Genomic DNA, 22,382 nt, shown 5'->3' with positions numbered 1-22,382 from the left:
CCATGAAACATCTCTTCTCAATTATCCTGGCTATTGCCGTCGTGTTTTCAGGCAATTCACAAAAGCGTGAATATTATGACCCGTTGTCGTGGGGCGACAACAGGCCGGAGTTTGACGTCGATACATCGGGCGTATTCATTGCCGTTGAGGCTCGCGGAGAGCTGATTGGGGTGAAGGAGCGGCGAGGTTCCGCCAAGGAGTGGTGGGGAATAGCCTGGAACTATGTCGACGATGCAAATTGCTGCATGGCGAGAATCGGTGTCCGAAACACCGATTTCGGTGATTTGACCGATTCAAGAGTGCTTGACCTGACGGTTGTCGAGAGGCGTAACGGAGAGGAGGCTGTTAAGCATGTCACCACGCTGGAGCGCGGTGTGAGCCTTCAGAAGGGAGCCAATTCGCTTGCCGTGGAGTGGGATAGGGGGCGCATGAAGTTGTTTGTAGGAGCCAAGGAGCCTGAACTTGTCATGGATGTTGAGTACCCTAAACCGGTGCAACCTCAATGTGCTATTCTATACAGCGGCCGATTCAAGCTATTGTCGTTGATTACTGAGTCGGAGGAAAATAAGCCCCGATTGTTGGCGACTTCCTATTCAAAGGCGATGCTTGATGACCGATTTGCCGCAAGCGTCGACCCTATTGAGGGCTATTGGAGCTATCTTGATCGTGAAACCGATGATGCTCGAGCCCGGTTGGGAGGTCGTTATGATCTGGCTATAGTGAGGGAGGGTGATGAGTATTTGCTGCTATATGTCGGCGGTGCCGATGTCAACTCATCCAATTGGAAGCCCATGATGGTTAAGGGACGCATGACGCCTACCCCCTTCAAGTCGCATTACGACCTTACGTGGTACGACAGCATGATGGTGCCCATGGACGATGATACATTCTCTATGGTTGACGATGAGATGATATTGACGCTTAAGTTCCCTGTATATCGCAGTCAATTGAGGTTTTATAAGCGATAGCCTATTTCAGCCTTATTTCGCTTATCTTTCCGGTTTCGTAGATGTAATCGACTGTGCAATCCTTGAGCGTGAGCATGCAGTTGCGTGCGTTGTTGGAAGCGACATACACATCGTCGAGTGCTTCAAGGCTTTCGATGTATTGATACAAGGCCGGTGGAAGCTGGTCGTAAAGAAACACTTGAGGCAGAATCTCTCCGTTTCCGTTTATTAAGGTCCAGTGGTAGTTGCTGTCAAATGTAAGTGACGCTCCGTTTTTCACCGTTACATAGTATTCTCCGTTATGTTCCGAGTAGCTGCTTATTGTAGATGACGGATAGTAGGTCGACAGGAATTCCGAGATGGGGCCGGGTAATTCGTCCCATAGACTGCTGCTGCATGAAAGGAGTATTAATAGTCCAACGATGGTGAAAAGATATTTACGGTGTACCATAGGATGTTGTATTAATGTATCATTATACAATAATAACACATTCAAGCATAATTAGTTCTTAATAACTGATGTTAACTTTATCGGTTTGCGTTTATATTGCCATAATGTCGGCAAATACCCGACATTACATGAAATATGCGGGATATTGCTAAAAAAGTTAAATGTTAAAAAAGGAACAATCCAATGGCGATGGATTGTTCCCTCTCACGTGTTTCTGATAATAGATTATTCTATATTTATGCTATTGCCTTATATGCAGGTTTGCGTATGCGGAACCCTACCCATGCTATGGCAATTGTGATGAGCGGACTCATTATATTGAATATGCAATAGGGCAGGTAATGCAGTGTGGCGACTCCGAGAACCGACGACTGAGTGAGTCCGCATGAGTTCCACGGAATCAGCACGGATGTAACCGAGGTGGAGTCCTCGATTGAACGGCTCAAAAGCCTCGGCTCCAATCGGTTGCGGTGGTAAAGATTGCGGTACAGATTACCGTTAAGTATTATGGAAAGATACTGGTCGCCAGTGCAGGCATTCAGCATAAGTCCCGTTCCCACGGTGGCCGAAACGATGCTCTGGGAGCGTTTAAGGCGTTTGGTCACCGAATGTGTGATTGTCGAAACCATTCCGGTGCCTATCATTACACCTCCGAATATCATTGCACACAGTATAAGTAATATGGTTGAAAGCATTCCCTTCATGCCTCCTGTCGACACAAGCGAGTCAAGCAGCTCATGGCCGGTGGGGACTGATGTTTCCGATGCAAGTATGTTGAATATGGCCTTTGCATGGATAAGCAGCGACGGATTGTCGGTGCCTTCAATCGTCGATAACAGCGACGGCTGGAACAGGAATATGCCTATGACACCCAACAGCGTGCTGAGCGCAAGTGTTGTAGTGGTGCCGAGCTTCATAACAAGCAACAGTATTGTGGCACAGGGGATGAGGAGTGTCCACGGAGTTATGTTGAACGTGGCATGAAGATAGTGCATCATGTCCGACGACTGCTCCTGCGAGGTGGGCGGAGTCAATATGCCCACTAATGCAAACACTGCAAGTGCTATGACTATTGCCGGTACTGTGGTGATCATCATGTAACGTATGTGGGGAAACAGCTTTACGCCACAGGTCGATGACGCCAGAACCGTAGTGTCGGACAACGGTGATATTTTGTCGCCGAAATAGGCTCCCGATATTATGGCTCCGGCTATCCACCCCGGACTGTAGCCCCACACGGTGCCTATGCCCATGAATGCAACGCCTATGGTTGCTATGGTGGTCCAGGAGCTTCCGCTCAACACCGAAATCAATGCGCACACTGCACAGGTGGTAAACAGAAACATCTTGGGATTAAGTGCCACGAGTCCGTAGTCGATAAGCGTAGGCACAACTCCGCTAAGCATCCATGTGGCCGATACGGTTCCTATCATCAACAAAATGGGCACTGTGGGCAGTATCTGTGACGCACTTTTCATCAGGCCGATACGGAATGCCTTCATCGGACGGCGATAGAACACTATCGCTATAAGCAATGCAATCAACGCTCCGGTAAGAAGGATAGGTTGGCTCATATTTTGCACTGCATCAGCTCCGCTTGTGACAATGACTGCTACCAATCCGGAAATAAGAGCAGCAATAGGAATGAGTGATGCAACCAGCGAAGGTTGATGCGATTTCATTTTTCTAACAGATCTATTCAACTCTCTATTTTTATTTTTGGGTGCAAAGGTACCAATTATACTCCGTAATATATACTACAAAACTTTAATTAATCCATTAATGTACTGTAAAAGTGTTAAAAACCTCGACAATTGCTGTGTTATCACATATAAATTAGTAAATTTGCATCCAATTACACAAAATCTACGGGGCTGACTGGCTTTGACAGCGTGTAGAGGTGGTGTGTAAGCATGCAGAGCAATGATGGCTACGCTCTATAATATGGGACATCAAAATTTTAAATGGCGAAAACAACTACGCTCTTGCTGCTTAATCGAAGTACAGTAGATTAGCTTAATCTTCGCCACAGTGGCGAAGACAAGACATCACCCGATTGTCCTTTTTCCGAGACGGATCGATAAGGTGGTGCAGATAAATCGGGAATAGGAAGCCAAGAGCCTTGCGCGGTTTCCGAAATTTTAAAGGCTAAGGCAACGATTGGCGGTCTTGAACCTGTCATTGCCCTACAACCAAGTCAAGACTAAGCATGTAGAAAGCTCATTAACTCCACGTTTGGACGAGGGTTCAATTCCCTCCAGCTCCACTTGACGGGTCGGACAGATTCCGGCCAACAAAAGTTTAAACAAGACTAAACCGCACAATATCAACTTATTGTGCGGTTTTTTTAGTGCCTAAAAATGACGACTCAGGACCGTCATCGGACAGAAAAAAGACCGAACAAGACACCCATTGGTGGCAAATTAGTGGCAGAAAATTCTGCAATACCAAATTGCCACTCCATTGCCACCAGAAGCCTCGTAACTGTGTTTAGTGCAACATGTTACAAAACACCAACTCGGAAATTATCGGTCAAAACCGGTCATTTTCGGACACAATAAATCCAACGGATTTTATTGTTGCAGTGGCACTGACTTACTTTACATTTGACACCTGATTTTACCTTATCTTCAATACCTCTTACATGGGCTGAGGATGGATGTCCGACATTCGTCCTCTATTGGCCAAAATGTGTCTAAGCAAAATTTAGTTTAACTCGTTATGATTTTTGCAAGGGGTAAAACTCGGGCAATCATAACCACAAAATCCAAATGTAAGATGAAACAGAACACATTCAAAATTCTGTTCTTCCTCCGAAGTGGAAAAGTCGGTGCAGATTGACCCCTGTCGGCGGGAAAATGTGACCCTTTTCGTCGAAATAAGATTGACCCTCGGCGACGAAATAAAAATGACCCCTGTCGGAATACTCCGCAAGGGATTTTTTTGTAGTTTTAGAAACCCAAGTCCTGGCACGGCGGGGGTAAATCTAAAATTACAAATTTATGGTTACAAAATTAAAAAATATCCTTCGATGTTACCAGTCGGGGATGGGATTAAAGGAAATTGCCGCGGTTTTCCATATATCCCGCAACAGCACGCGCAAATATGTGCGTCTGTTTCAGTCGAGCGGCAAGTCCATGGAAAAGCTTCTTGCAATGACGGAAGAACAACTCCGGCAGGAGCTTGGGCAGGAGAAGGTGCGACACAGCAAACCTTCAGAGCGTGAGACGGAGCTTGAAGCACTTCTTCCCGAGTATGCAAAACAGCTGACACGCAAGGGTATGTCCAAGGCACGGCTGTACGAGCGGTATCATGCTGCTTATCCTGACGGCTATGGACTGACGATGTTCAAGCAGGCTCTCCGTCAGTACCTGCATCAAAGCAAGGTGGTCGGACATGTGGAGCATTATGCCGGAGACCAGATGTACATCGACTTTGCCGGAGACCGCCTTGAGGTGGTCGACTGCATGACGGGCGAGACTAAAAAAGCAGAGGTGTTCGTCGCGATACTGCCTTTCAGTCATTACACTTACTGTGAGGCCGCATGGTCCCAGCGCAAGGAAGACCTCATCAAAGGATGTGAGGGCGCCATGCAATACTTCGGCGGCGTTCCTGCCGCGATAGTGCCGGACAATCTCAAGGCGGCCGTAAGCAGAAGCGACCGCAACGAGCCGGTGATCAATGAAGTGTTCGCCGCATTTGCCGAGCATTACGGATGTGCGGTATATCCGGCACGTGTCCGGCACCCCAAGGACAAGGCCCTGGTGGAGAATGCCGTGAAACTGCTTTACAAATCCGTCTATGCCGATATCGAGGGAATGACGTTCGGCAGCCTTGACGAGCTTAACACCGCCATCCATATCTCGTTGCTCGATTTCAACGAAAAGACAATGGCCGGGCGGAACGTCTCACGAGTGCAGATGTTCAACCGTATGGAGAAAGACCAGCTGCGTCCGCTGCCCGAGCGGAGCTTCACTGTGAAGGAACGCAAGCTGATGACTGTCGGAAAGAACTGCTATGTGTCGCTTTCCAAGCATCACTACAGCGTACCCAGAGAACATGTCGGCAAACGTGTGGTCATTCTCTATGACGCCGACACCGTGGAGATATAATCTTGTGGCGGTTCACGACCGCTGCGACATCCCCTATGCCTACTCATGGAAACGGGAGCACAACCTGCCGGGCCATTACGGGGCTTACGACAAGGACCTTGAGGAACTGTTCGTACGCGCCGGACAGATCGACAACATCGTGCTCGACTATCTCCGGGAAGTAGACAGACACCTACAGTATCCGCCGAAGTCCTTCAGCTCATGCCGTGGGATAATCACCCTTGAAAAGAAGTATGGGGCCGACCGTCTCATCGCGGCCTGCGCCTGTGCCGGAATGAAGGCGGAATACGGTTACCAGGCATTGCGCCGGGTGCTCGAACTGGGTGAGGACGCAGACTTCCTGCCGGATGAAAACGGCAGCATCTCCCGGCCGCAGGACCCCGTTCCTTCTCTGATACACAAAAATATACGTGGCCGTGAATACTTCCTGGCCCGGAACTCAAACAACAATAAAAAAGACAACAATGGAAACAGACAATAAAACCGCCCCTGTATCCGCAGTACAGGACCAGAACCAGATCTCGCTCGATCTGATGAACCGAATGAAAATGCACGGCATGGCCGAAGCCTTCCGCGAAAGCATCGCCGACACCACAGCACAGTCGATGACTCCGGACTCCTTCCTCTCGATGCTGCTCGCTCGGGAATGGGACTGGCGCGCTCAGGCCGCCATTGCACGTCTGACCCGAAATGCGTCATTCCGCTACAAGGCCTATATGGAAGAAATCGACTACACCGTCAGCCGGGGCCTCGACCGTAACCAGATGGAACGGCTCGCCACTCTCGACTTCGTGCGCCAGGGGACCAATCTCTTCATCACAGGTTCGGCAGGAACCGGCAAGAGCTTCCTGGCATGCGCTCTGGGACATGAGGCCTGCAAGCGCGGCATACGCACCCTGTACGGCAATGCCGCAAAACTTCTCGGCGCCATGAAGGTGGCAAAAGTCAGAAACTGCCTTGAAGCCGAACTCAAGAAAATCGAACGCTGTCAGCTTCTGATTCTTGACGACCTGTTCCTTGTCCCTCTTGACGCAAAGGAACGTCCCATACTGCTGGACATAATCGAAGACCGGCACGAGCGCAAATCAATAATCATCACATCCCAGTATCCGCCCTCGGCATGGTACGACATGGTGGGGGATCCGACTGTGGCTGACGCTATCCTTGACCGCATAGTCCACTCCGCCCATACCATCGAACTCTCCGGAGAAAGCATGCGAAAACTCAAGGCTAAAAAGTAAGCCGGATATAAAATCGACAATATTAAATTGACCCCCGCCGCCAGGACTTTTCAGGGGTCAATCTTATTTTGACGAGGGGGTCAATTTTTTCCCGCCGACAGGGGGCAATCTGCACCGACTTTTCCATCAGATCATGTGGCGCTCGGCGCACACATCAAGGAGCGGTTTGTATTCGGAAACGACACCGGGCATTTCCTGTTCCTGTATGGCGTTCACCTCAAATATCAGTTTTAGCCTATGAGGTACACAAAGAATAATATAAAGAATATCCCGCTGGCGGAGTTCTTGGCGGCTCTCGGCGAAAAGCCGGTCAAGTCCTTCGATGACATGAAGCTCTATTATGCACCGCAACGCGACGACCCGGAGCCGATGCTGGTAGTTGATACCAAAACAAACCGATGGTATGACCACGCCACTGACCAAAGCGGCGACATCATCGACCTTGCAGCCCTAAAGATGAGAGCCGTCGGAAATGGAAAGAATTGATTCGTTACATACTGGAAAAGTCGGTGCAGATTGCCCCCTGTCGGCGGGAAAAAATTGACCCCCTCGTCAAAATAAGATTGACCCCTGAAAAGTCCTGGCGGCGGGGGTCAATTTAATATTGTCGATTTTATATCCGGCTTACTTTTTAGCCTTGAGTTTTCGCATGCTTTCTCCGGAGAGTTCGATGGTATGGGCGGAGTGGACTATGCGGTCAAGGATAGCGTCAGCCACAGTCGGATCCCCCACCATGTCGTACCATGCCGAGGGCGGATACTGGGATGTGATGATTATTGATTTGCGCTCGTGCCGGTCTTCGATTATGTCCAGCAGTATGGGACGTTCCTTTGCGTCAAGAGGGACAAGGAACAGGTCGTCAAGAATCAGAAGCTGACAGCGTTCGATTTTCTTGAGTTCGGCTTCAAGGCAGTTTCTGACTTTTGCCACCTTCAGGGCGCCGAGAAGTTTTGCGGCATTGCCGTACAGGGTGCGTATGCCGCGCTTGCAGGCCTCATGTCCCAGAGCGCATGCCAGGAAGCTCTTGCCGGTTCCTGCCGAACCTGTGATGAAGAGATTAGTACCCTGGCGCACGAAGTCGAGAGTGGCGAGCCGTTCCATCTGGTTACGGTCGAGGCCCCGGCTGACGGTGTAGTCGATTTCTTCCATATAGGCCTTGTAGCGGAATGACGCATTTCGGGTCAGACGTGCAATGGCGGCCTGAGCGCGCCAGTCCCATTCCCGAGCGAGCAGCATCGAGAGGAAGGAGTCCGGAGTCATCGACTGTGCTGTGGTGCCGGCGATGCTTTCGCGGAAGGCTTCGGCCATGCCGTGCATTTTCATTCGGTTCATCAGATCGAGCGAGATCTGGTTCTGGTCCTGTACTGCGGATACAGGGGCGGTTTTATTGTCTGTTTCCATTGTTGTCTTTTTTATTGTTGTTTGAGTTCCGGGCCAGGAAGTATTCACGGCCACGTATATTTTTGTGTATCAGAGAAGGAACGGGGTCCTGCGGCCGGGAGATGCTGCCGTTTTCATCCGGCAGGAAGTCTGCGTCCTCACCCAGTTCGAGCACCCGGCGCAATGCCTGGTAACCGTATTCCGCCTTCATTCCGGCACAGGCGCAGGCCGCGATGAGACGGTCGGCCCCATACTTCTTTTCAAGGGTGATTATCCCACGGCATGAGCTGAAGGACTTCGGCGGATACTGTAGGTGTCTGTCTACTTCCCGGAGATAGTCGAGCACGATGTTGTCGATCTGTCCGGCGCGTACGAACAGTTCCTCAAGGTCCTTGTCGTAAGCCCCGTAATGGCCCGGCAGGTTGTGCTCCCGTTTCCATGAGTAGGCATAGGGGATGTCGCAGCGGTCGTGAACCGCCACAAGATTATATCTCCACGGTGTCGGCGTCATAGAGAATGACCACACGTTTGCCGACATGTTCTCTGGGTACGCTGTAGTGATGCTTGGAAAGCGACACATAGCAGTTCTTTCCGACAGTCATCAGCTTGCGTTCCTTCACAGTGAAGCTCCGCTCGGGCAGCGGACGCAGCTGGTCTTTCTCCATACGGTTGAACATCTGCACTCGTGAGACGTTCCGCCCGGCCATTGTCTTTTCGTTGAAATCGAGCAACGAGATATGGATGGCGGTGTTAAGCTCGTCAAGGCTGCCGAACGTCATTCCCTCGATATCGGCATAGACGGATTTGTAAAGCAGTTTCACGGCATTCTCCACCAGGGCCTTGTCCTTGGGGTGCCGGACACGTGCCGGATATACCGCACATCCGTAATGCTCGGCAAATGCGGCGAACACTTCATTGATCACCGGCTCGTTGCGGTCGCTTCTGCTTACGGCCGCCTTGAGATTGTCCGGCACTATCGCGGCAGGAACGCCGCCGAAGTATTGCATGGCGCCCTCACATCCTTTGATGAGGTCTTCCTTGCGCTGGGACCATGCGGCCTCACAGTAAGTGTAATGACTGAAAGGCAGTATCGCGACGAACACCTCTGCTTTTTTAGTCTCGCCCGTCATGCAGTCGACCACCTCAAGGCGGTCTCCGGCAAAGTCGATGTACATCTGGTCTCCGGCATAATGCTCCACATGTCCGACCACCTTGCTTTGATGCAGGTACTGACGGAGAGCCTGCTTGAACATCGTCAGTCCATAGCCGTCAGGATAAGCAGCATGATACCGCTCGTACAGCCGTGCCTTGGACATACCCTTGCGTGTCAGCTGTTTTGCATACTCGGGAAGAAGTGCTTCAAGCTCCGTCTCACGCTCTGAAGGTTTGCTGTGTCGCACCTTCTCCTGCCCAAGCTCCTGCCGGAGTTGTTCTTCCGTCATTGCAAGAAGCTTTTCCATGGACTTGCCGCTCGACTGAAACAGACGCACATATTTGCGCGTGCTGTTGCGGGATATATGGAAAACCGCGGCAATTTCCTTTAATCCCATCCCCGACTGGTAACATCGAAGGATATTTTTTAATTTTGTAACCATAAATTTGTAATTTTAGATTTACCCCCGCCGTGCCAGGACTTGGATTTCTAAAACTACAAAAAAATCCCTTGCGGAGTATTCCGACAGGGGTCATTTTTATTTCGTCGCCGAGGGTCAATCTTATTTCGACGAAAAGGGTCACATTTTCCCGCCGACAGGGGTCAATCTGCACCGACTTTTCCACCATCGGCTTTCTTGAACCTGCAATTGAAATACGGATAAGAGAATATGCCGTCACGGGCATCTATCTGTATGGAACGCACACGGTGAAAACCTATCATATCTTCCGGTGTAATCGGATATGTCTTTGCGTTCAGCAGTTTTTCCACCATGTTTTTCTCTGCGTAGCCGTATGATTTTGGGGTTAGGATTGAGAGAGCTTCCCATGCTATATTCCGGTCACGAGCCAGCACACCATAATCTGATGGAAGTATGATACCTTCAAGTTTTGGGTTAAGATTTTCCGGCATTACAGGCTTTTCTTTAACAAGCTCGGCATTGCCGTTGAAATACCAATCATCGCCATGACTGCCCATTTCAAGTTTTCCGACGAGTCTATTGTCAGACTCGATTTTGAAGCGTCCCTCGAACGGACTTCCTATATCGGCAGACTTTATTATAAGTGAATCAGGAGTGAGGCTTGTTGAGAAATCCACCCAGCCGTAGGTGCGGAGAATACCGCAATATCCCACATACAACTGCTTATCATTGTCAATGCAGAGATTGACCATCAAATCCTTCGGGCCTTTCCAAGCTCCTGTGAGATTGTCGGTGTCGGCAAATGCGGTTAGGAAGCCGCTAATGGCGATTAGTGTCGCGATATATTTTTTACTACTCATAAGCTATTTTTGTTTAGCCGCTCTTTCAGCTTGGTGTTGCGTTTGGAAACGGTATTTTGTTTTATGGCGTATGCGAGGGCTTTGGTGGTGCCTACGAGTACGCATATTTTCTTGGCGCGGGTTATGCCGGTGTAGATGAGGTTGCGCTGGAGCATAACGAAGTGTTTCATCGTCACAGGCATCACCACAACCGGAAACTCCGAGCCTTGGCTCTTGTGAATTGTGACGGCGTATGCTAATACAATCTCGTCAAGTTCGGTTATGTCGTATTCTACAAGGCGGCTGTCGAATGTGACGGTCAGAGTCCGTTCGTTGGCATCAACAGCGGTGATATAGCCGATGTCACCGTTGAATACATTCTTGTCATAGTTGTTGCGAATCTGCATCACCTTGTCGCCCTGACGGAAGGTGTAACCGCCACGAGCCAATGACGGACCCGTAGGATTTAGGGCGTTTTGCAGTTCGATGTTGAGGTTGCCGGCTCCGACCGTGCCACGTTGCATCGGTGTCAGTACCTGTATCTCTTTTGGCGGATAGCCATATTTCTTCGGCAGACGGTCGCGCACAAGTCCGATGATGAGTTTGACCATTTCATCGGCATCCTCCTGATTTATGAAGAAGAAATCGGTGTTAAGACCATTCTTGATGTTAGGGAAATGCCCGGCGTTTATGGCGTGGGCATTCATCACAATCCGGCTCGACTGTGCCTGACGGAAGATGCGGGTCAGCCGTACCACCGGAATCTGTTGTGAGTCGATGATGTCACGAAGCACATTGCCCGCTCCGACACTCGGCAACTGGTCGATGTCGCCCACGAGTATCAGGCGCATATTTGATGGGATAGCCTTCATCAGATTGTAAAACAGCAGGATGTCAATCATCGAACATTCATCCACAATCAGAGCGTCACCCTCCAGCGGGTTCTCGTCATTACGTTTGTATCCGTCCATCGGATTGTATTCCAGCAGACGGTGTATCGTCTTGGCTTCCATGCCGGTGGCTTCGGTCATCCGTTTGGCGGCGCGACCTGTGGGAGCGGCGAGAAGAATACTCATGTGCCGGGCTTTGAACGCGGCGATTATGCCTTGTGTGGTGGTCGTCTTGCCTGTGCCGGGCCCGCCTGTCAGCACCATGACTTTTGAGTCGAGTGCCTTCTGAATTGCCGCCTGTTGTACTTCGTCATAGACTATGCCACCGGATTTTACGCCATATTCGGCTTCCGGTTCTGCGGCAATATCGGAATTGAAGAGGGATGTGTCGGCGAGTAGCGACTGTAACCGCTTTGCCGAACCGTTCTCGGCATGATAGAACGGAGGGAGATAAATCACATCGTTGTCGGCGATAACATCCTTGGTCTCTATCATTGTGGTGAGAGCCTGACGCACGGGTGCTTCCTCAGCATCCAACAGTTTGGTGGCGGCTTCGACCAACTGATCAGGCTCGGCATAGACGTGACCATCCTCGGCGAGTTCATTGAGGGCGTAAAGTATTCCGCTACGACAACGGCGAGGATAGTTCTTCTCATAGCCCATCTTCGAGGCTATGCTGTCGGCTGTCTTGAAACCGATGCCCCAGATGTCATCGGCAAGCTGATACGGATTCTCTTTGACCTTGGCAATCGACTCCTTTTCATACTTGCGGTAGATCTTGTTCATACTTGCGGTAGATCTTGGCGGCAAAGGCGGTGCTTACGCCATACCCTTGCAGGAACACCATAACCTCCTTGATGTCTTTCTGCTTTTCCCAGCTATCACGGATTTTCTCCATCCGTTTCTTGCCGAGACGTGGCACTTCAAGCAACCGCTCTATGTCGTTTTCAATAACGTCGATTGTCTCCAGACCGAATCTACTGACAATAGCCTTGGCGTATGCCGGGCCGATACCCTTGACCAGCCCGCTGCCGAGATACTTCTCAATGCCATAAAGAGTGGCGGGCATTACCTCGCCCCATGACTGCGCCACAAATTGCTGTCCATATTTTGGGTCAACGCGCCAGTCACCGTCAACAAGAAGAACACTTCCAACGGGTACGTCGAGCAACGAGCCGGTCAGGGTCACGAGATTGTCATACCCCTTGACCTTGACTTTCATCACCGACCAGCCGTTTTTCTCATTCTGGTAAGTGATATGCTCGACGACACACCGGAGTTTAATCATTTAGATTCACGATATTTTATTGCTATTGCGATGGATGCTATCCAGATTAGTGCCACTATTGGAACTACCCATGCACCAATCGCAACTTTGAAAATCGAAGCGATTATCCAATATGTGAAAAGACAAAAATCAATCGAATTGAGTATCTTGTACCCGTGTGGAGCCATTGGAGTCAGATAGCGTTTAGCCCAGATGACATATATGAATCATACCAACCAAGCAATAAAAACAATGGCAACAGCTAAAATTGCTGCCACACTGACAAATGCGAGACCGCAATGGTCTCCTTGATTGCAGGTTACAGCGACTCCTGTAGCGGCAATAAGTCCGCAAATCACAGTTATCTGAGCCATTTGAGTCCAGATATTACGGGTTACGTTGGTTCTCTTTATTCGGTTGAGCAGTCCCATATTTCAGTCCCAGTCATTAAGGTTGGCGATAAAGTCGTCAACCGATGATTCATCAAATAGTTCGGGGAGGTCGCCGGTGTTGATGTGGTAGTCGTAATCGACCATCATATCATCAACTGTATTTTCTCCATAGTCTTCAAATTCTTCTTCCATAGATAATCAACAAAATTCTGTAATCAAGTGGCGTATGGCAGACCACGGATGTATGAATATCATTCGTGGGCCGACATATTTCATCACTGCACGTATCTTTTCACGGTTAGCCGTGGAATAACAGTGAATCTCGCATTTACGGCAACTTGACTTGCCGTTGCCTTTGGGGCAATAGTCAAGACGCCTATGGGCATAGTTCAAGAGGTCAAGGCAGTCATCACATAGAATATTATCATTGTGAGCATGATGCCTATGGCAATAGATGGCAATCATCTGTCTAACCACCAGTTTCTCCCGTTCTATGCGATTCATAAATTATTTCAGTCCGGAAACCTCGTTTTTGAATACGTTTGCGGGTTTGAAAGCCGGAATATTGTGAGCAGGGATAACGAGTGTAGTGTTCTTGCTGATGTTGCGGGCGGTCTTCTCGGCTCTCTGTTTCACAACGAATGAACCAAAACCACGGAGATATACATTTTCGCCGTGTGCGAGGCTGTCCTTCACAACCGTCATGAACTGTTCGATAACGGTAACAACCGCAGCCTTGTCGATGCCGGTTGTCTTTGCGATTTGCAATGAGTCCGAGTGCTTCGCACCGCGCACCGGGTTGTTCCCGATGGTCACCTGCTTCGCGGTCGCCGACATGCGCTCTCGGCTCATGCGCGAATATATTTCACTCGCTATTTCTGCTTTTGTCATTTTCTTGTAGTTATTTGAATTTGATACGTTTTCGTAATGCAAAGTTACTAAAAATCGGACAATTTTAGTTAATTTTGTAGTCTCAAATCATTCAAAATAAAAGGCTACAAATACATTTATCACAAACGTAACCAAGCGACCATAAGGAATAATAATTATCTTGAATTAAAAGATGATGATTAAGAACATAATATTTGATTTCGATGGCACTCTTGTAGATACAGCACCGGTCATTCTTGCAACCATGTTTGCAACATTCAAAGAACTTGATTTGCCGGCTCCTTCACGCGAAGAATGCAAATCGACTATCGGGCTAAGATTACATGAAATTCCGTCAAAACTGTTTCCTAATAGAGCGGGTCTTGGCGAGATATACACTAAGACATACCAACGCCTCTTCAAGACGTATAATACCCCGGGGTCAATTATTGCATTTGAAGGAGTGCCCGAAACGCTGACGGAATTGAAAGACAGCGGATATAATTTGGCAATTGCGAGTAGCCGACACAGGTTCTCGCTTGAAGAAATAGTCAACAGTTTGAAAATGTCGACTCTGTTTGACATGATTATTGGTGGTGACAACGTCAAGAACGGAAAACCATCCCCCGAACCAGTTCTCACTATTTCCAACCTAATGGGGTGGCAAGCCAACGAGACTCTCGTTGTTGGCGATGCCGGCGTAGACATCCTTATGGGTAAGTCAGCAGGGTGCAAGACTACAGGTGTGACATACGGAAATGGAACTATAGCCGAACTGCAAAATGCAGGTGCTGACTACATTATTGGCTCATTCGCTAATCTTAAAAATATTCTCTGATTGATGGAAAAGAAATCATGTGGTTGAAATAATATCTTTGTTTCGCTCAAAATACATGCTGAACTGCATTAAATGTGGCTGGTATGTGGATGCCTCGGTCTGCTTTGAGTCGTGTATCCACAACGATATTGATATATTTATCAAACACATGGACAAAGAGCACAACATTAGGTTGCTGATAGATAATGAAGGTTCTGAAATATTTCGGTTTCATCACGCATAAATGGGTGGCACTCATGCCACCCATTTATGCGACCTGCGTCTATAATCCATAACATCACTTGTCTGAAAAAACAGGGATATAACTAAATAGTTTAGTTTGTTACAAGCTTCAGGCCTATTATGGATGCAATCAACGTGAAGATGAAGAATAGTCGTATCGGAGTAGCGGGTTCTTTGAAAAAAACTATCCCCATGATGACTGTGCCTACTGCACCAATACCGGTCCAAACAGCATAGGCTGTACCTATAGGCAATGTCTGGACAGCTTTGGCCAACAGATACATACTGAGAACCGTTGACAAAAGGAAACCTGCACCCCAACAATAATATTCAGTGCCAACAGATGTTTTGGTCTTGCCTAAGCAAAACGCGAGACTGACTTCAAACAGTCCTGCAAGAAGTAAAAAAATCCAGTTCATATGATAAATTATATACGATTTTAATTTGGGGCCTGTTAATTCCAATTCCGAGTGCAAAATTACCAAGAATGCGTCGGACTATATTTTACATTTGATAAATAATAACCACGTGCTGAATTATTTGTAATTTTGCAATCTCGTTACTATGGATATAAAAGAGATAATAGATTGCAGATATAAACTGCCTGAGAGTTCATTGACCAAAATATGTGAGTCAATGGAAAGAGTCTGTTACCCCAAAGGATATAATGTTCTTGAAATAGGCAAGATAGAACGTGATGTGTTTTTCATAGCAAAAGGCATTGTTAGAGCATATACTCTTGTCGATGGCAAGGAGGTTACTTTCTGGATTGGAGAGGAAGGTGCTACTATTGTATCTATGATGGGCTATGTAAGAGACCAACCCGGCTACGAAACAATGGAACTCATGGAAGATTCGGAACTCTACGTTATAAAGAGAGAAGTATTGCTACGCCTTTTCAAGGAGGATATTAATATAGCGAACTGGGGACGTAGATTTGCTGAAACTGAACTTCTTGATGCTGAAATGCGTGTTATTACCTTACTTCTTTCAACAGCGACCGAACGTTATCAGGACTTTCTTGATACTCAACCTAATTTATTACAACGAATGCCATTGGGATGTATTGCATCGTATCTCGGCATAACACAGGTTAGTTTAAGCAGAATAAGGGCGGCGATTGCCAAGGATAACGGTTAACTCACAATTTTAATCATTTTCCTTGGTAGCTTATGATAAGGACTTTTGATGCAGTTCCCTAAATTACAATCAGCTTCAGTTCCTGCGTAAGTCGGAATGCTCGTTGACTGTCGAGATCTGCCCACCTTGAGGTTATCCTAGGCGGATTTACTCGCGTATGTGCAAAAATTGAGTAGTCAATCGTGTCAATGATTTGTTTGCCGTCATTGTCAAGTTCGCGCACATCGGCCCATGTAGGAGAGCCGAAAGGCGCTTCACCTCCTCGGTAAGAGGGTACATATCTGAGTAGCTTTACAGCTTCTGACGGGTCAGTGTCAAGATTCTTGATTGAGTCGTTCAATGTTTTAACAAGAGTCGGAACATCATCGGACACTCCTGCATCTTTGACCCAATCAACCAATACCGGACTGTGGCTGAAGAAAACGGTCTTGCCACTGACTATGCGTGTCGTTGCGATAGTCATTCTTGGCAACATTTCGGTCAGTAATGACCTGATTGTCCGGGTATTTTTTTCATCATACCGCACTTTCTTCCCAAAATCAGCAAAATAGTTGAGGTCATGATTACCCATCAGAAGATGTACATTATCATGGCTCTTTACATAGTCAAAAAGTTCCCGAAGATTTGCAAGAGACTCCTCATTTGTGATTCCTTCAGCCGGATAGGGATCGTGGTAATCTCCGAGAAAAATTGTATCCGCATCAGGATATAGTTCAACGGCACGGCGCCAGAACTGACGTCCGTGAATATCAGGCATGACGATTATATCATTGTTATAGTCCATAACTCAGTATATTTATCAATATAACAAATCAGAGCAAATACACGTCTCGAAATTCTGTTTGCAAATTTACGAAATGTATCTCAATTTTAGTAACTTTGCGGGGCCTTAGACCCTTATATTCCGCTCATCAATTACTATTTCGAGGGCATGGTAAAGTCTTATGAGGCTCGCGTGGCTAAACCGGATAAGAAAATCTTAGATATAGCTGCCAAAGAGTTCGGCATAAATCCGGAGAAAACATTATTCATTGATGACTCTCCTTATAACATAGCGGTTGCCAAGGAATTGGGATGGCAGGGTGTAGAGGTCAAGCCCGGCAGCGATTCGCTTGTCAAAATTATTGAGGATTATATCAGTTTACAATACTAAAACACATAGCACCAAACGCCGCCTTTTGGCGGCCAAAATTTTTGGCAAAAATGAGCGGGCGACTTCATCACGAGGACGTCCGCTCTGACTATGAAATCTATTGTTATGCTGTAATTCGCTCTTTGATTAGGTGTGTGTTGGCGTTGATGAGTCTGATTATCCGGTCGTGGTATTCGGTGTTCTGATTGCAGACTCCTCTTGACTGAACCACCTTTAGGGTTCTGAGGTCAACCTCAATGGTCTCGATTATTCTGCCGTCTATCCTCGCTGAGAAGATAAGGCTGTCCTCACGCTGGTCATAGGCTGCGCTAAACAGACATATATGCTGACTTTCAGCCTCCTGTCGGTATTCCTCAACGCTTTCCAATACCTTGACCTCAATCTCTCCGTCGTTGATACGGATGCCGAAGAACTTTTCTTTCTGCTCTTTGAAACTCGCTTCCCTCTCTTGGGCTTTGCGGATGTCCTCGGCTTTCTTCTCCTTCTCTTGGATGGTTTGGAGTTTTCTCACATATCGGTCGTGTTCCTCTTGGAGATTGGCGGGGCAGACATACTTGGGGATTGTATGTCTCTGCCACAACGCTCCAACATCTTGATGTGTGTCTATCCACATCTGCGAGTTATTGACCTTGTAGCCATTGCGGTTGGCTATTTTGATAGAGTTCCAATAGTCCTCGATGTCAACCTTGTTGATAGGTCTATAACATAAGTATCGGAGTAATTCTATCTCGTTGGCTTTCATCAGAGTCTCGGCTTTGGGGTTGGTCAGCAATTCTTGGAAGAGTGTCACGGGGTGGATATGGTGGCAACTGCCTTTGAATCCGTTGCGCTTGATGGTGTCAGTTACCTTGATGCGAGGGTAAACCCATTCATCGGATATGTGTCGGAAAGCATCGTTATCACGCCTTATCTCCAATGGAGAGCCAAAGGCGAAACTGTCTATGTAGTATCCCAAAGTTCCCTGCAATCCCACTACGGTGGTATTGCCCTTGCAGTCAATCCAGTAACTGCCGATTTCAAGAAAGGCTGGCTTTGCCTTCAATCCTTTGCGCATTTCAACTATCATCAGGAACATGCGGATTACCTGATAGCCTTCAATGGTAGTGATTACGTTGAAATAGGACTTGTCGCGGATTACACGCTCTTTGGTGTCCTTGATTTCAAGTTGTGTGCCACATTCGGGACATAGGCACATTCCGTTACGACTCTCCAACCACTCGTGACCGCATTTCATACAGGTACACATTCCGGATTTAAGGCGGTATCCGTAGTGATTGATTGTTGAGTTGAGAGCCCAATTCATTTGTGGAGTGGTGAGCGGGCGAAGTCGCCCACTCAAATCCACTATATGCTGTTGTTTTTTGTTACGGGGTTTCATTGTCTTGGGGTGTTTAGAGTTCATCAAAAAGGTTGGGGATAGTGTCTATCTCTGCTCCGGCTTTGGGAGCGGTGGCGGTCGGCTTTGGTTGTGCCTTCGGCTGGGATTGTCTGCGGAGTTCCCGGAGTTGTTCCTGCTTGAACTGCTCCATAGCCTGCTCTTTGAGAGCCACCTTATCCTCATCGGTGAGTTCCGGCCTGGATACCACGATGTTGCAGTTGATAGGACTTCCGCCATCCTCGATGTTCGACTCATCAAAGTAGTCCACGAGGATATTTTCTACAGTTTTGTCATCTACTACGCACAGACCGCTCTTTTGGATAGTTCTGCAAAGGTGATTTACTGCGCCTTCCATGTTCTTGTTCGGTTGAGCCATCTTGATAGCGAAGGTGGGTTCTGCGATGCAACGCTCTTGGAGCATCTGCTGCATAACTGCGATTGCAGCGTTGTTGGATTTCATTGAGTTTGCCATATCAGTATTGTATTAAAGTGTGAATAACCAATAGATTATCAGTATTGCGGTTATGAGGGATATAACCCAGCCCGCACCTCGGATTACAGGTCTGACTATCGCCCACACCAGAGTTCCGATTATTGCTCCGATGATGATTGCCACCACCTTTGCGGTGAGTTTTAATGGCTTCGCCACCGCGTACCAGCCTACGGCTGACATACGCTTTAAGCTCACTCGTGAGGACTTTGTCGTTGCAACCCTTTTTATTTGGTTGAACCTGAGGCTTTGAGCTTCGCTTTGACCTTTTATGTGGCTGTTTGTTTTACGGCGATTGTTTATTTTTGGAGCCGTGAATCTTTCAGATTTCATCGTTGCGACTTTTTTTATTTGTATATCACCATCGGTTTTCGCTTGCTTGACACCTACAAGGCGTGTGGTGAACTGAGGGGATGTTCGCCTTTGGCGGAAAAATACAAGCCGACCGACGGGAGGTCTGGAGATTTTTCAGTCAAAAGGCAAAAGGCAAAAGAATATCCCCGGCACCACACGTTCCCCAATGGCAAGCAAGTTGAAAATCGTTGTTGATTAGACAATAACGGGAGCCACGACTCCGGCACGGTGAAAACATACTGTCACATAATTGCTCTGATTTCAGATTTTTTGAGTAATTTTGCAGCGTGATTCACATAGAGTCACGATGTTTATGTCAGAAAACTATTATCACATTATCCTGAATTGCCCCGTTGTTAGAAACTGGGGATTTCTTGAAAACTGGAAAAGCACGGCTTCAATTTCCAGTCATTCGGCGATTTGATGAATTGCCCATGACAGCCATAGCCATGAGGCTGTAAAACAATCCCAACACATAATTTTATTTCATAAAAACTGTATGAACAATCTTCGATTGCTCACAGGACTGTTGTCAGTAGTCCTGTCGAGCGGCGGGGTGTGTGCTTATGGCCAGTCGGTTGTGACTCTTGAAGAAATTTTCGAGAGTGCCGAAACCAACAGCGCACAGTTGCGCCCGTCATTTACAGCGCAGACCGAGGCCGAGCGAGAAATCAGAGTTGCCCGCGCAGGTCGTCTGCCCGACATCAACGCATCGCTGTCACTAAGCTATATTGGCGACGGTTTCACAACTAAACGCAATTTCAGTGACTATCAGAAAGCCCCGATTCCGCATCTCGGCACAGGGCTGTCTCTAAACATTTCACAACCCGTTTACACCGGCGGAGCGGTGACAAGTGCCATAGAACTTGCCGAACTGAAATCCACTGCAGCAAGGTTCGCGACAGACCTGCAACGCGACAATATCCGTTTCCAACTGACAGGATTTTATCTCGACATCTACAAGTACAATAATCTGAGGGCGGTGGTGGAAAGCAATATTGCCGCAGCCCAAAAGGTGCTTCAGGAGATGAGGGCGAGATACGAGCAGGGCACGGCATTGCAGAATGACATTACCCGATATGAGTTGCTCGTTTCAAATCTTGAATTGCAACTGGTAAAAATCAACAATACAATCGAAATTCTCAATACCAATCTTGTCACGACATCAGGACTCCCGGACGGAACAGTGATAGTTCCCGATAGTATGATATTGGTGCGATCCCTGCCGAAAAACGGGGCTGAATGGTGGCAGGCCGAGGCAGAAGCAAACTCCCCGTCTCTTAGCCTCGCACGTTCAGGTGTTGACATAAGCCGTAAGGCGGAGTCGCTTGTGCGCTCGGAGCGTCTGCCTAAGATAGGGCTACAAGCCGGATGGAGCATGGATGGCCCTATACTTGTGGAGGTACCCCCAATTAACCGCAATCTAAGTTACTGGTATGTCGGGATAGGCGTAAGCTATAACATCTCATCTCTCTACAAAAGCAATAGGTCGCTTTCCAAAAGCCGTGCCGCCACACAAAGAGCCTTAGAACAGTTGGATGCGACACGCGAGAATGTGACGTTAGCGGTCAATGCTGACCATGTCCATTACCTCGAAGCATACGAGGAGCTTAAAACACAGCAGAAAAGTGTGGAACTCGCCGAAAGGAACTACCGCACAACATCGACCCGCTATTCCGCTGATATGGCACTTATCACAGATATGCTCGATGCGGCAAATGCAAAACTTGATGCGGAGCAACGGCTCGTAAACGCCCGCATCAACATAATTTACTATTATTACAAACTCTTGTTCTCAACCGGAAAGATATGAAACACCGTAGCAAAAAGATACTCTCCTATATCGTCACAATAGCAGTAATCACCATAGCCGCAATCTGGGTAGGGGGTAAGTTTATCTATCTCGGGGATGTCGAGTTTACCGACAATGCCCAAGTGCGTCAACAGATAGTCCCTGTCAACAGCCGTGTGCAGGGATATATCAAGGAAATCCGTTTCAACGAGTATGAGCCCGTGAAAAAGGGTGACACACTCGTCATAATCGACGATGCGGATATGCGCCTTAACGTAGCCCGCGCCCGTGCGGATTATCAGAACGCCCTTGCCGGACATGATGTAGCCGACCGATCGGTCACTTCCGCTTCAGCGAATGTGGCTGTAAGCGAGGCTTCCATCGCAGAGGCAAAGGTGCTTATGGAAATGGCTGCCACAGACCTTGCCCGTTATGAGAAGCTGTTGGCACAGGATGCCGTCACACGTCAGCAATATGACGGGGCAAAGACGGATTATGAGGCGAAAAAAGCCCGCTATGAAATGCTGTCGCGCCAGCGCTCGGCAACCTCGGCTGTTGTGGATATTAACCGTCAGCGTATATCCCAGTCGGAAGCCGGTATTGAGTTGGCAAAAGCATTGCTTGAAACAGCGGAGCTTAATCTCAGCTATACTGCCATTACCGCTCCGTGCGACGGCTACACTTCACGAAAAGAAATACAGGTCGGTCAACTCGTACAGCCCGGTCAGACACTGCTTGACGTTGTTGATTCTCAGGATATATGGGTGACAGCCAATTATAAGGAAACTCAGCTTCATCACATTGCGCCGGGCTGCGATGTCGAGATAAAGGTAGATGCAATTCCGGGAGTTGTGTTCAACGGCAAGGTCAAGTCCATATCAACTGCCACGGGTGCGTCTCTGTCACTTTTGCCGCAGGACAATTCAGCGGGAAATTTCGTAAAAGTGCGTCAGCGTGTGCCGGTAAGAATTGAATTCAGTGCCGACAACAAACCGGAGGAAATGGCAAAACTGCGTGCTGGAATGAATGTGGAATGTAGCGTGAAGTATTGA

The 22,382-nt window shown here is 48.0% G+C and carries 20 protein-coding genes, 1 other RNA gene and 3 pseudogenes; 10 read left to right on the top strand and 14 right to left on the bottom strand.

Annotated elements, in window-relative coordinates; genetic code table 11:
* Window positions 1–2: 2 nt before the first annotated feature.
* Window positions 3–968 (top strand): hypothetical protein, encoded by a 966-nt coding sequence (locus E7746_RS07075; protein WP_136410315.1) that lies wholly within the window; start codon window positions 3–5, stop codon window positions 966–968.
* Between the two features lies 1 nt (window position 969).
* On the opposite strand, the gene E7746_RS07070 is transcribed toward E7746_RS07075, so the two are convergent.
* Window positions 970–1,398, bottom strand: coding sequence for a hypothetical protein (locus E7746_RS07070; protein ID WP_136410314.1), 429 nt, complete (start codon window positions 1,396–1,398; stop codon window positions 970–972).
* 236 nt (window positions 1,399–1,634) lie between these two features.
* A complete protein-coding gene (locus E7746_RS07065; RefSeq protein ID WP_136410313.1) occupies window positions 1,635–3,080 on the bottom strand; it encodes a Na+/H+ antiporter NhaC family protein in 1,446 nt (481 codons plus the stop codon).
* A gap of 188 nt (window positions 3,081–3,268) precedes the next feature.
* Between E7746_RS07065 and ssrA the strand changes: the two genes are divergently transcribed.
* The 4 genes and pseudogenes from ssrA (at window position 3,269) to E7746_RS07045 (ending at window position 7,237) form a co-directional block, all read left to right on the top strand.
* Window positions 3,269–3,667, top strand: a transfer-messenger RNA (tmRNA) gene (ssrA, locus tag E7746_RS07060).
* 733 nt (window positions 3,668–4,400) lie between these two features.
* Window positions 4,401–5,991 (top strand): annotated as a pseudogene (gene istA, locus E7746_RS07055) (IS21 family transposase).
* On the top strand, window positions 5,975–6,751 hold the full coding sequence (gene istB, locus E7746_RS07050; RefSeq protein WP_136410312.1) for an IS21-like element helper ATPase IstB: 777 nt from the start codon (window positions 5,975–5,977) through the stop codon (window positions 6,749–6,751). The pseudogene istA (E7746_RS07055) and the gene istB (E7746_RS07050) overlap by 17 nt, the downstream one beginning before the upstream one ends.
* Window positions 6,752–6,988: 237 nt before the next feature.
* Complete coding sequence (locus tag E7746_RS07045; protein ID WP_136410311.1) at window positions 6,989–7,237, top strand: hypothetical protein; 249 nt, start codon at window positions 6,989–6,991, stop codon at window positions 7,235–7,237.
* A gap of 138 nt (window positions 7,238–7,375) precedes the next feature.
* On the opposite strand, the gene istB (E7746_RS07040) is transcribed toward E7746_RS07045, so the two are convergent.
* The 7 genes and pseudogenes from istB (E7746_RS07040) to E7746_RS07015 form a co-directional block, all read right to left on the bottom strand.
* Window positions 7,376–8,152 carry an IS21-like element helper ATPase IstB gene (gene istB / locus E7746_RS07040; protein WP_136410310.1) on the bottom strand — a complete coding sequence of 259 codons (777 nt, stop codon included), beginning with the start codon at window positions 8,150–8,152 and terminating at the stop codon, window positions 7,376–7,378.
* Window positions 8,136–9,726, bottom strand: a pseudogene (istA, locus tag E7746_RS07035) (IS21 family transposase). The gene istB (E7746_RS07040) and the pseudogene istA (E7746_RS07035) overlap by 17 nt, the downstream one beginning before the upstream one ends.
* Before the next feature lie 161 nt (window positions 9,727–9,887).
* Window positions 9,888–10,565, bottom strand: coding sequence for a hypothetical protein (locus E7746_RS07030; protein ID WP_136410309.1), 678 nt, complete (start codon window positions 10,563–10,565; stop codon window positions 9,888–9,890).
* Window positions 10,562–12,722: pseudogene (recD2, locus tag E7746_RS07025) on the bottom strand (SF1B family DNA helicase RecD2). The gene E7746_RS07030 and the pseudogene recD2 overlap by 4 nt, the downstream one beginning before the upstream one ends.
* A gap of 413 nt (window positions 12,723–13,135) precedes the next feature.
* Entirely contained in the window at window positions 13,136–13,285 is a 150-nt protein-coding gene (locus E7746_RS15110; RefSeq protein ID WP_168184328.1) for a hypothetical protein, read from the bottom strand.
* A 6-nt stretch (window positions 13,286–13,291) separates the two neighbouring features.
* Window positions 13,292–13,597, bottom strand: a complete 306-nt coding sequence (locus E7746_RS07020) for a nitrous oxide-stimulated promoter family protein (protein ID WP_136410308.1) — start codon at window positions 13,595–13,597, stop codon at window positions 13,292–13,294.
* Between the two features lie 3 nt (window positions 13,598–13,600).
* Window positions 13,601–13,861, bottom strand: a complete 261-nt coding sequence (locus E7746_RS07015; protein WP_238337376.1) for an HU family DNA-binding protein — start codon at window positions 13,859–13,861, stop codon at window positions 13,601–13,603.
* Window positions 13,862–14,156: 295 nt separating this feature from the next.
* Here E7746_RS07015 and E7746_RS07010 point away from each other — a divergent pair, with 295 nt between their 5' ends.
* Window positions 14,157–14,801, top strand: a complete 645-nt coding sequence (locus E7746_RS07010; protein WP_136410307.1) for an HAD family hydrolase — start codon at window positions 14,157–14,159, stop codon at window positions 14,799–14,801.
* Window positions 14,802–15,115: 314 nt separating this feature from the next.
* Here the strand turns inward: E7746_RS07010 and E7746_RS07005 are convergent, their stop codons facing one another.
* The gene (locus tag E7746_RS07005; RefSeq protein ID WP_136410306.1) at window positions 15,116–15,442 is read right to left on the bottom strand and encodes a DMT family transporter; all 327 of its coding nucleotides are present in this window, start codon (window positions 15,440–15,442) and stop codon (window positions 15,116–15,118) included.
* 145 nt (window positions 15,443–15,587) lie between these two features.
* On the opposite strand from E7746_RS07005, the gene E7746_RS07000 reads away from it, so the two are divergent.
* Window positions 15,588–16,163 carry a Crp/Fnr family transcriptional regulator gene (locus tag E7746_RS07000; protein ID WP_136410305.1) on the top strand — a complete coding sequence of 192 codons (576 nt, stop codon included), beginning with the start codon at window positions 15,588–15,590 and terminating at the stop codon, window positions 16,161–16,163.
* A 58-nt stretch (window positions 16,164–16,221) separates the two neighbouring features.
* Here E7746_RS07000 and E7746_RS06995 read toward each other — a convergent pair whose 3' ends face one another.
* Window positions 16,222–16,947, bottom strand: a complete 726-nt coding sequence (locus E7746_RS06995) for a metallophosphoesterase (RefSeq protein ID WP_136410304.1) — start codon at window positions 16,945–16,947, stop codon at window positions 16,222–16,224.
* A gap of 117 nt (window positions 16,948–17,064) precedes the next feature.
* On the opposite strand from E7746_RS06995, the gene E7746_RS06990 reads away from it, so the two are divergent.
* Window positions 17,065–17,316, top strand: coding sequence for an HAD-IA family hydrolase (locus E7746_RS06990; protein ID WP_317130903.1), 252 nt, complete (start codon window positions 17,065–17,067; stop codon window positions 17,314–17,316).
* A 103-nt stretch (window positions 17,317–17,419) separates the two neighbouring features.
* On the opposite strand, the gene E7746_RS06985 is transcribed toward E7746_RS06990, so the two are convergent.
* The 3 genes from E7746_RS06985 to E7746_RS06975 all read right to left on the bottom strand — a co-directional run bounded on the left by E7746_RS06985 (window position 17,420) and on the right by E7746_RS06975 (window position 19,517).
* Window positions 17,420–18,619 carry a PcfJ domain-containing protein gene (locus E7746_RS06985; RefSeq protein WP_168184327.1) on the bottom strand — a complete coding sequence of 400 codons (1,200 nt, stop codon included), beginning with the start codon at window positions 18,617–18,619 and terminating at the stop codon, window positions 17,420–17,422.
* 88 nt (window positions 18,620–18,707) lie between these two features.
* A complete protein-coding gene (locus tag E7746_RS06980; protein ID WP_136410301.1) occupies window positions 18,708–19,166 on the bottom strand; it encodes a Cas9 inhibitor AcrIIA9 family protein in 459 nt (152 codons plus the stop codon).
* Between the two features lie 12 nt (window positions 19,167–19,178).
* A complete protein-coding gene (locus E7746_RS06975; RefSeq protein ID WP_136410300.1) occupies window positions 19,179–19,517 on the bottom strand; it encodes a hypothetical protein in 339 nt (112 codons plus the stop codon).
* 520 nt (window positions 19,518–20,037) lie between these two features.
* Between E7746_RS06975 and E7746_RS06970 the strand changes: the two genes are divergently transcribed.
* Complete coding sequence (locus tag E7746_RS06970) at window positions 20,038–21,351, top strand: TolC family protein (protein WP_136410299.1); 1,314 nt, start codon at window positions 20,038–20,040, stop codon at window positions 21,349–21,351.
* Entirely contained in the window at window positions 21,348–22,382 is a 1,035-nt protein-coding gene (locus E7746_RS06965) for an HlyD family secretion protein (RefSeq protein WP_136410298.1), read from the top strand. The genes E7746_RS06970 and E7746_RS06965 overlap by 4 nt, the downstream gene beginning before the upstream one ends.

This window comes from Muribaculum gordoncarteri (assembly GCF_004803695.1).
Classification (GTDB): Bacteria; Bacteroidota; Bacteroidia; order Bacteroidales; family Muribaculaceae; genus Muribaculum; species Muribaculum gordoncarteri.
This window is presented reverse-complemented; position numbering and strand designations above follow the sequence as displayed.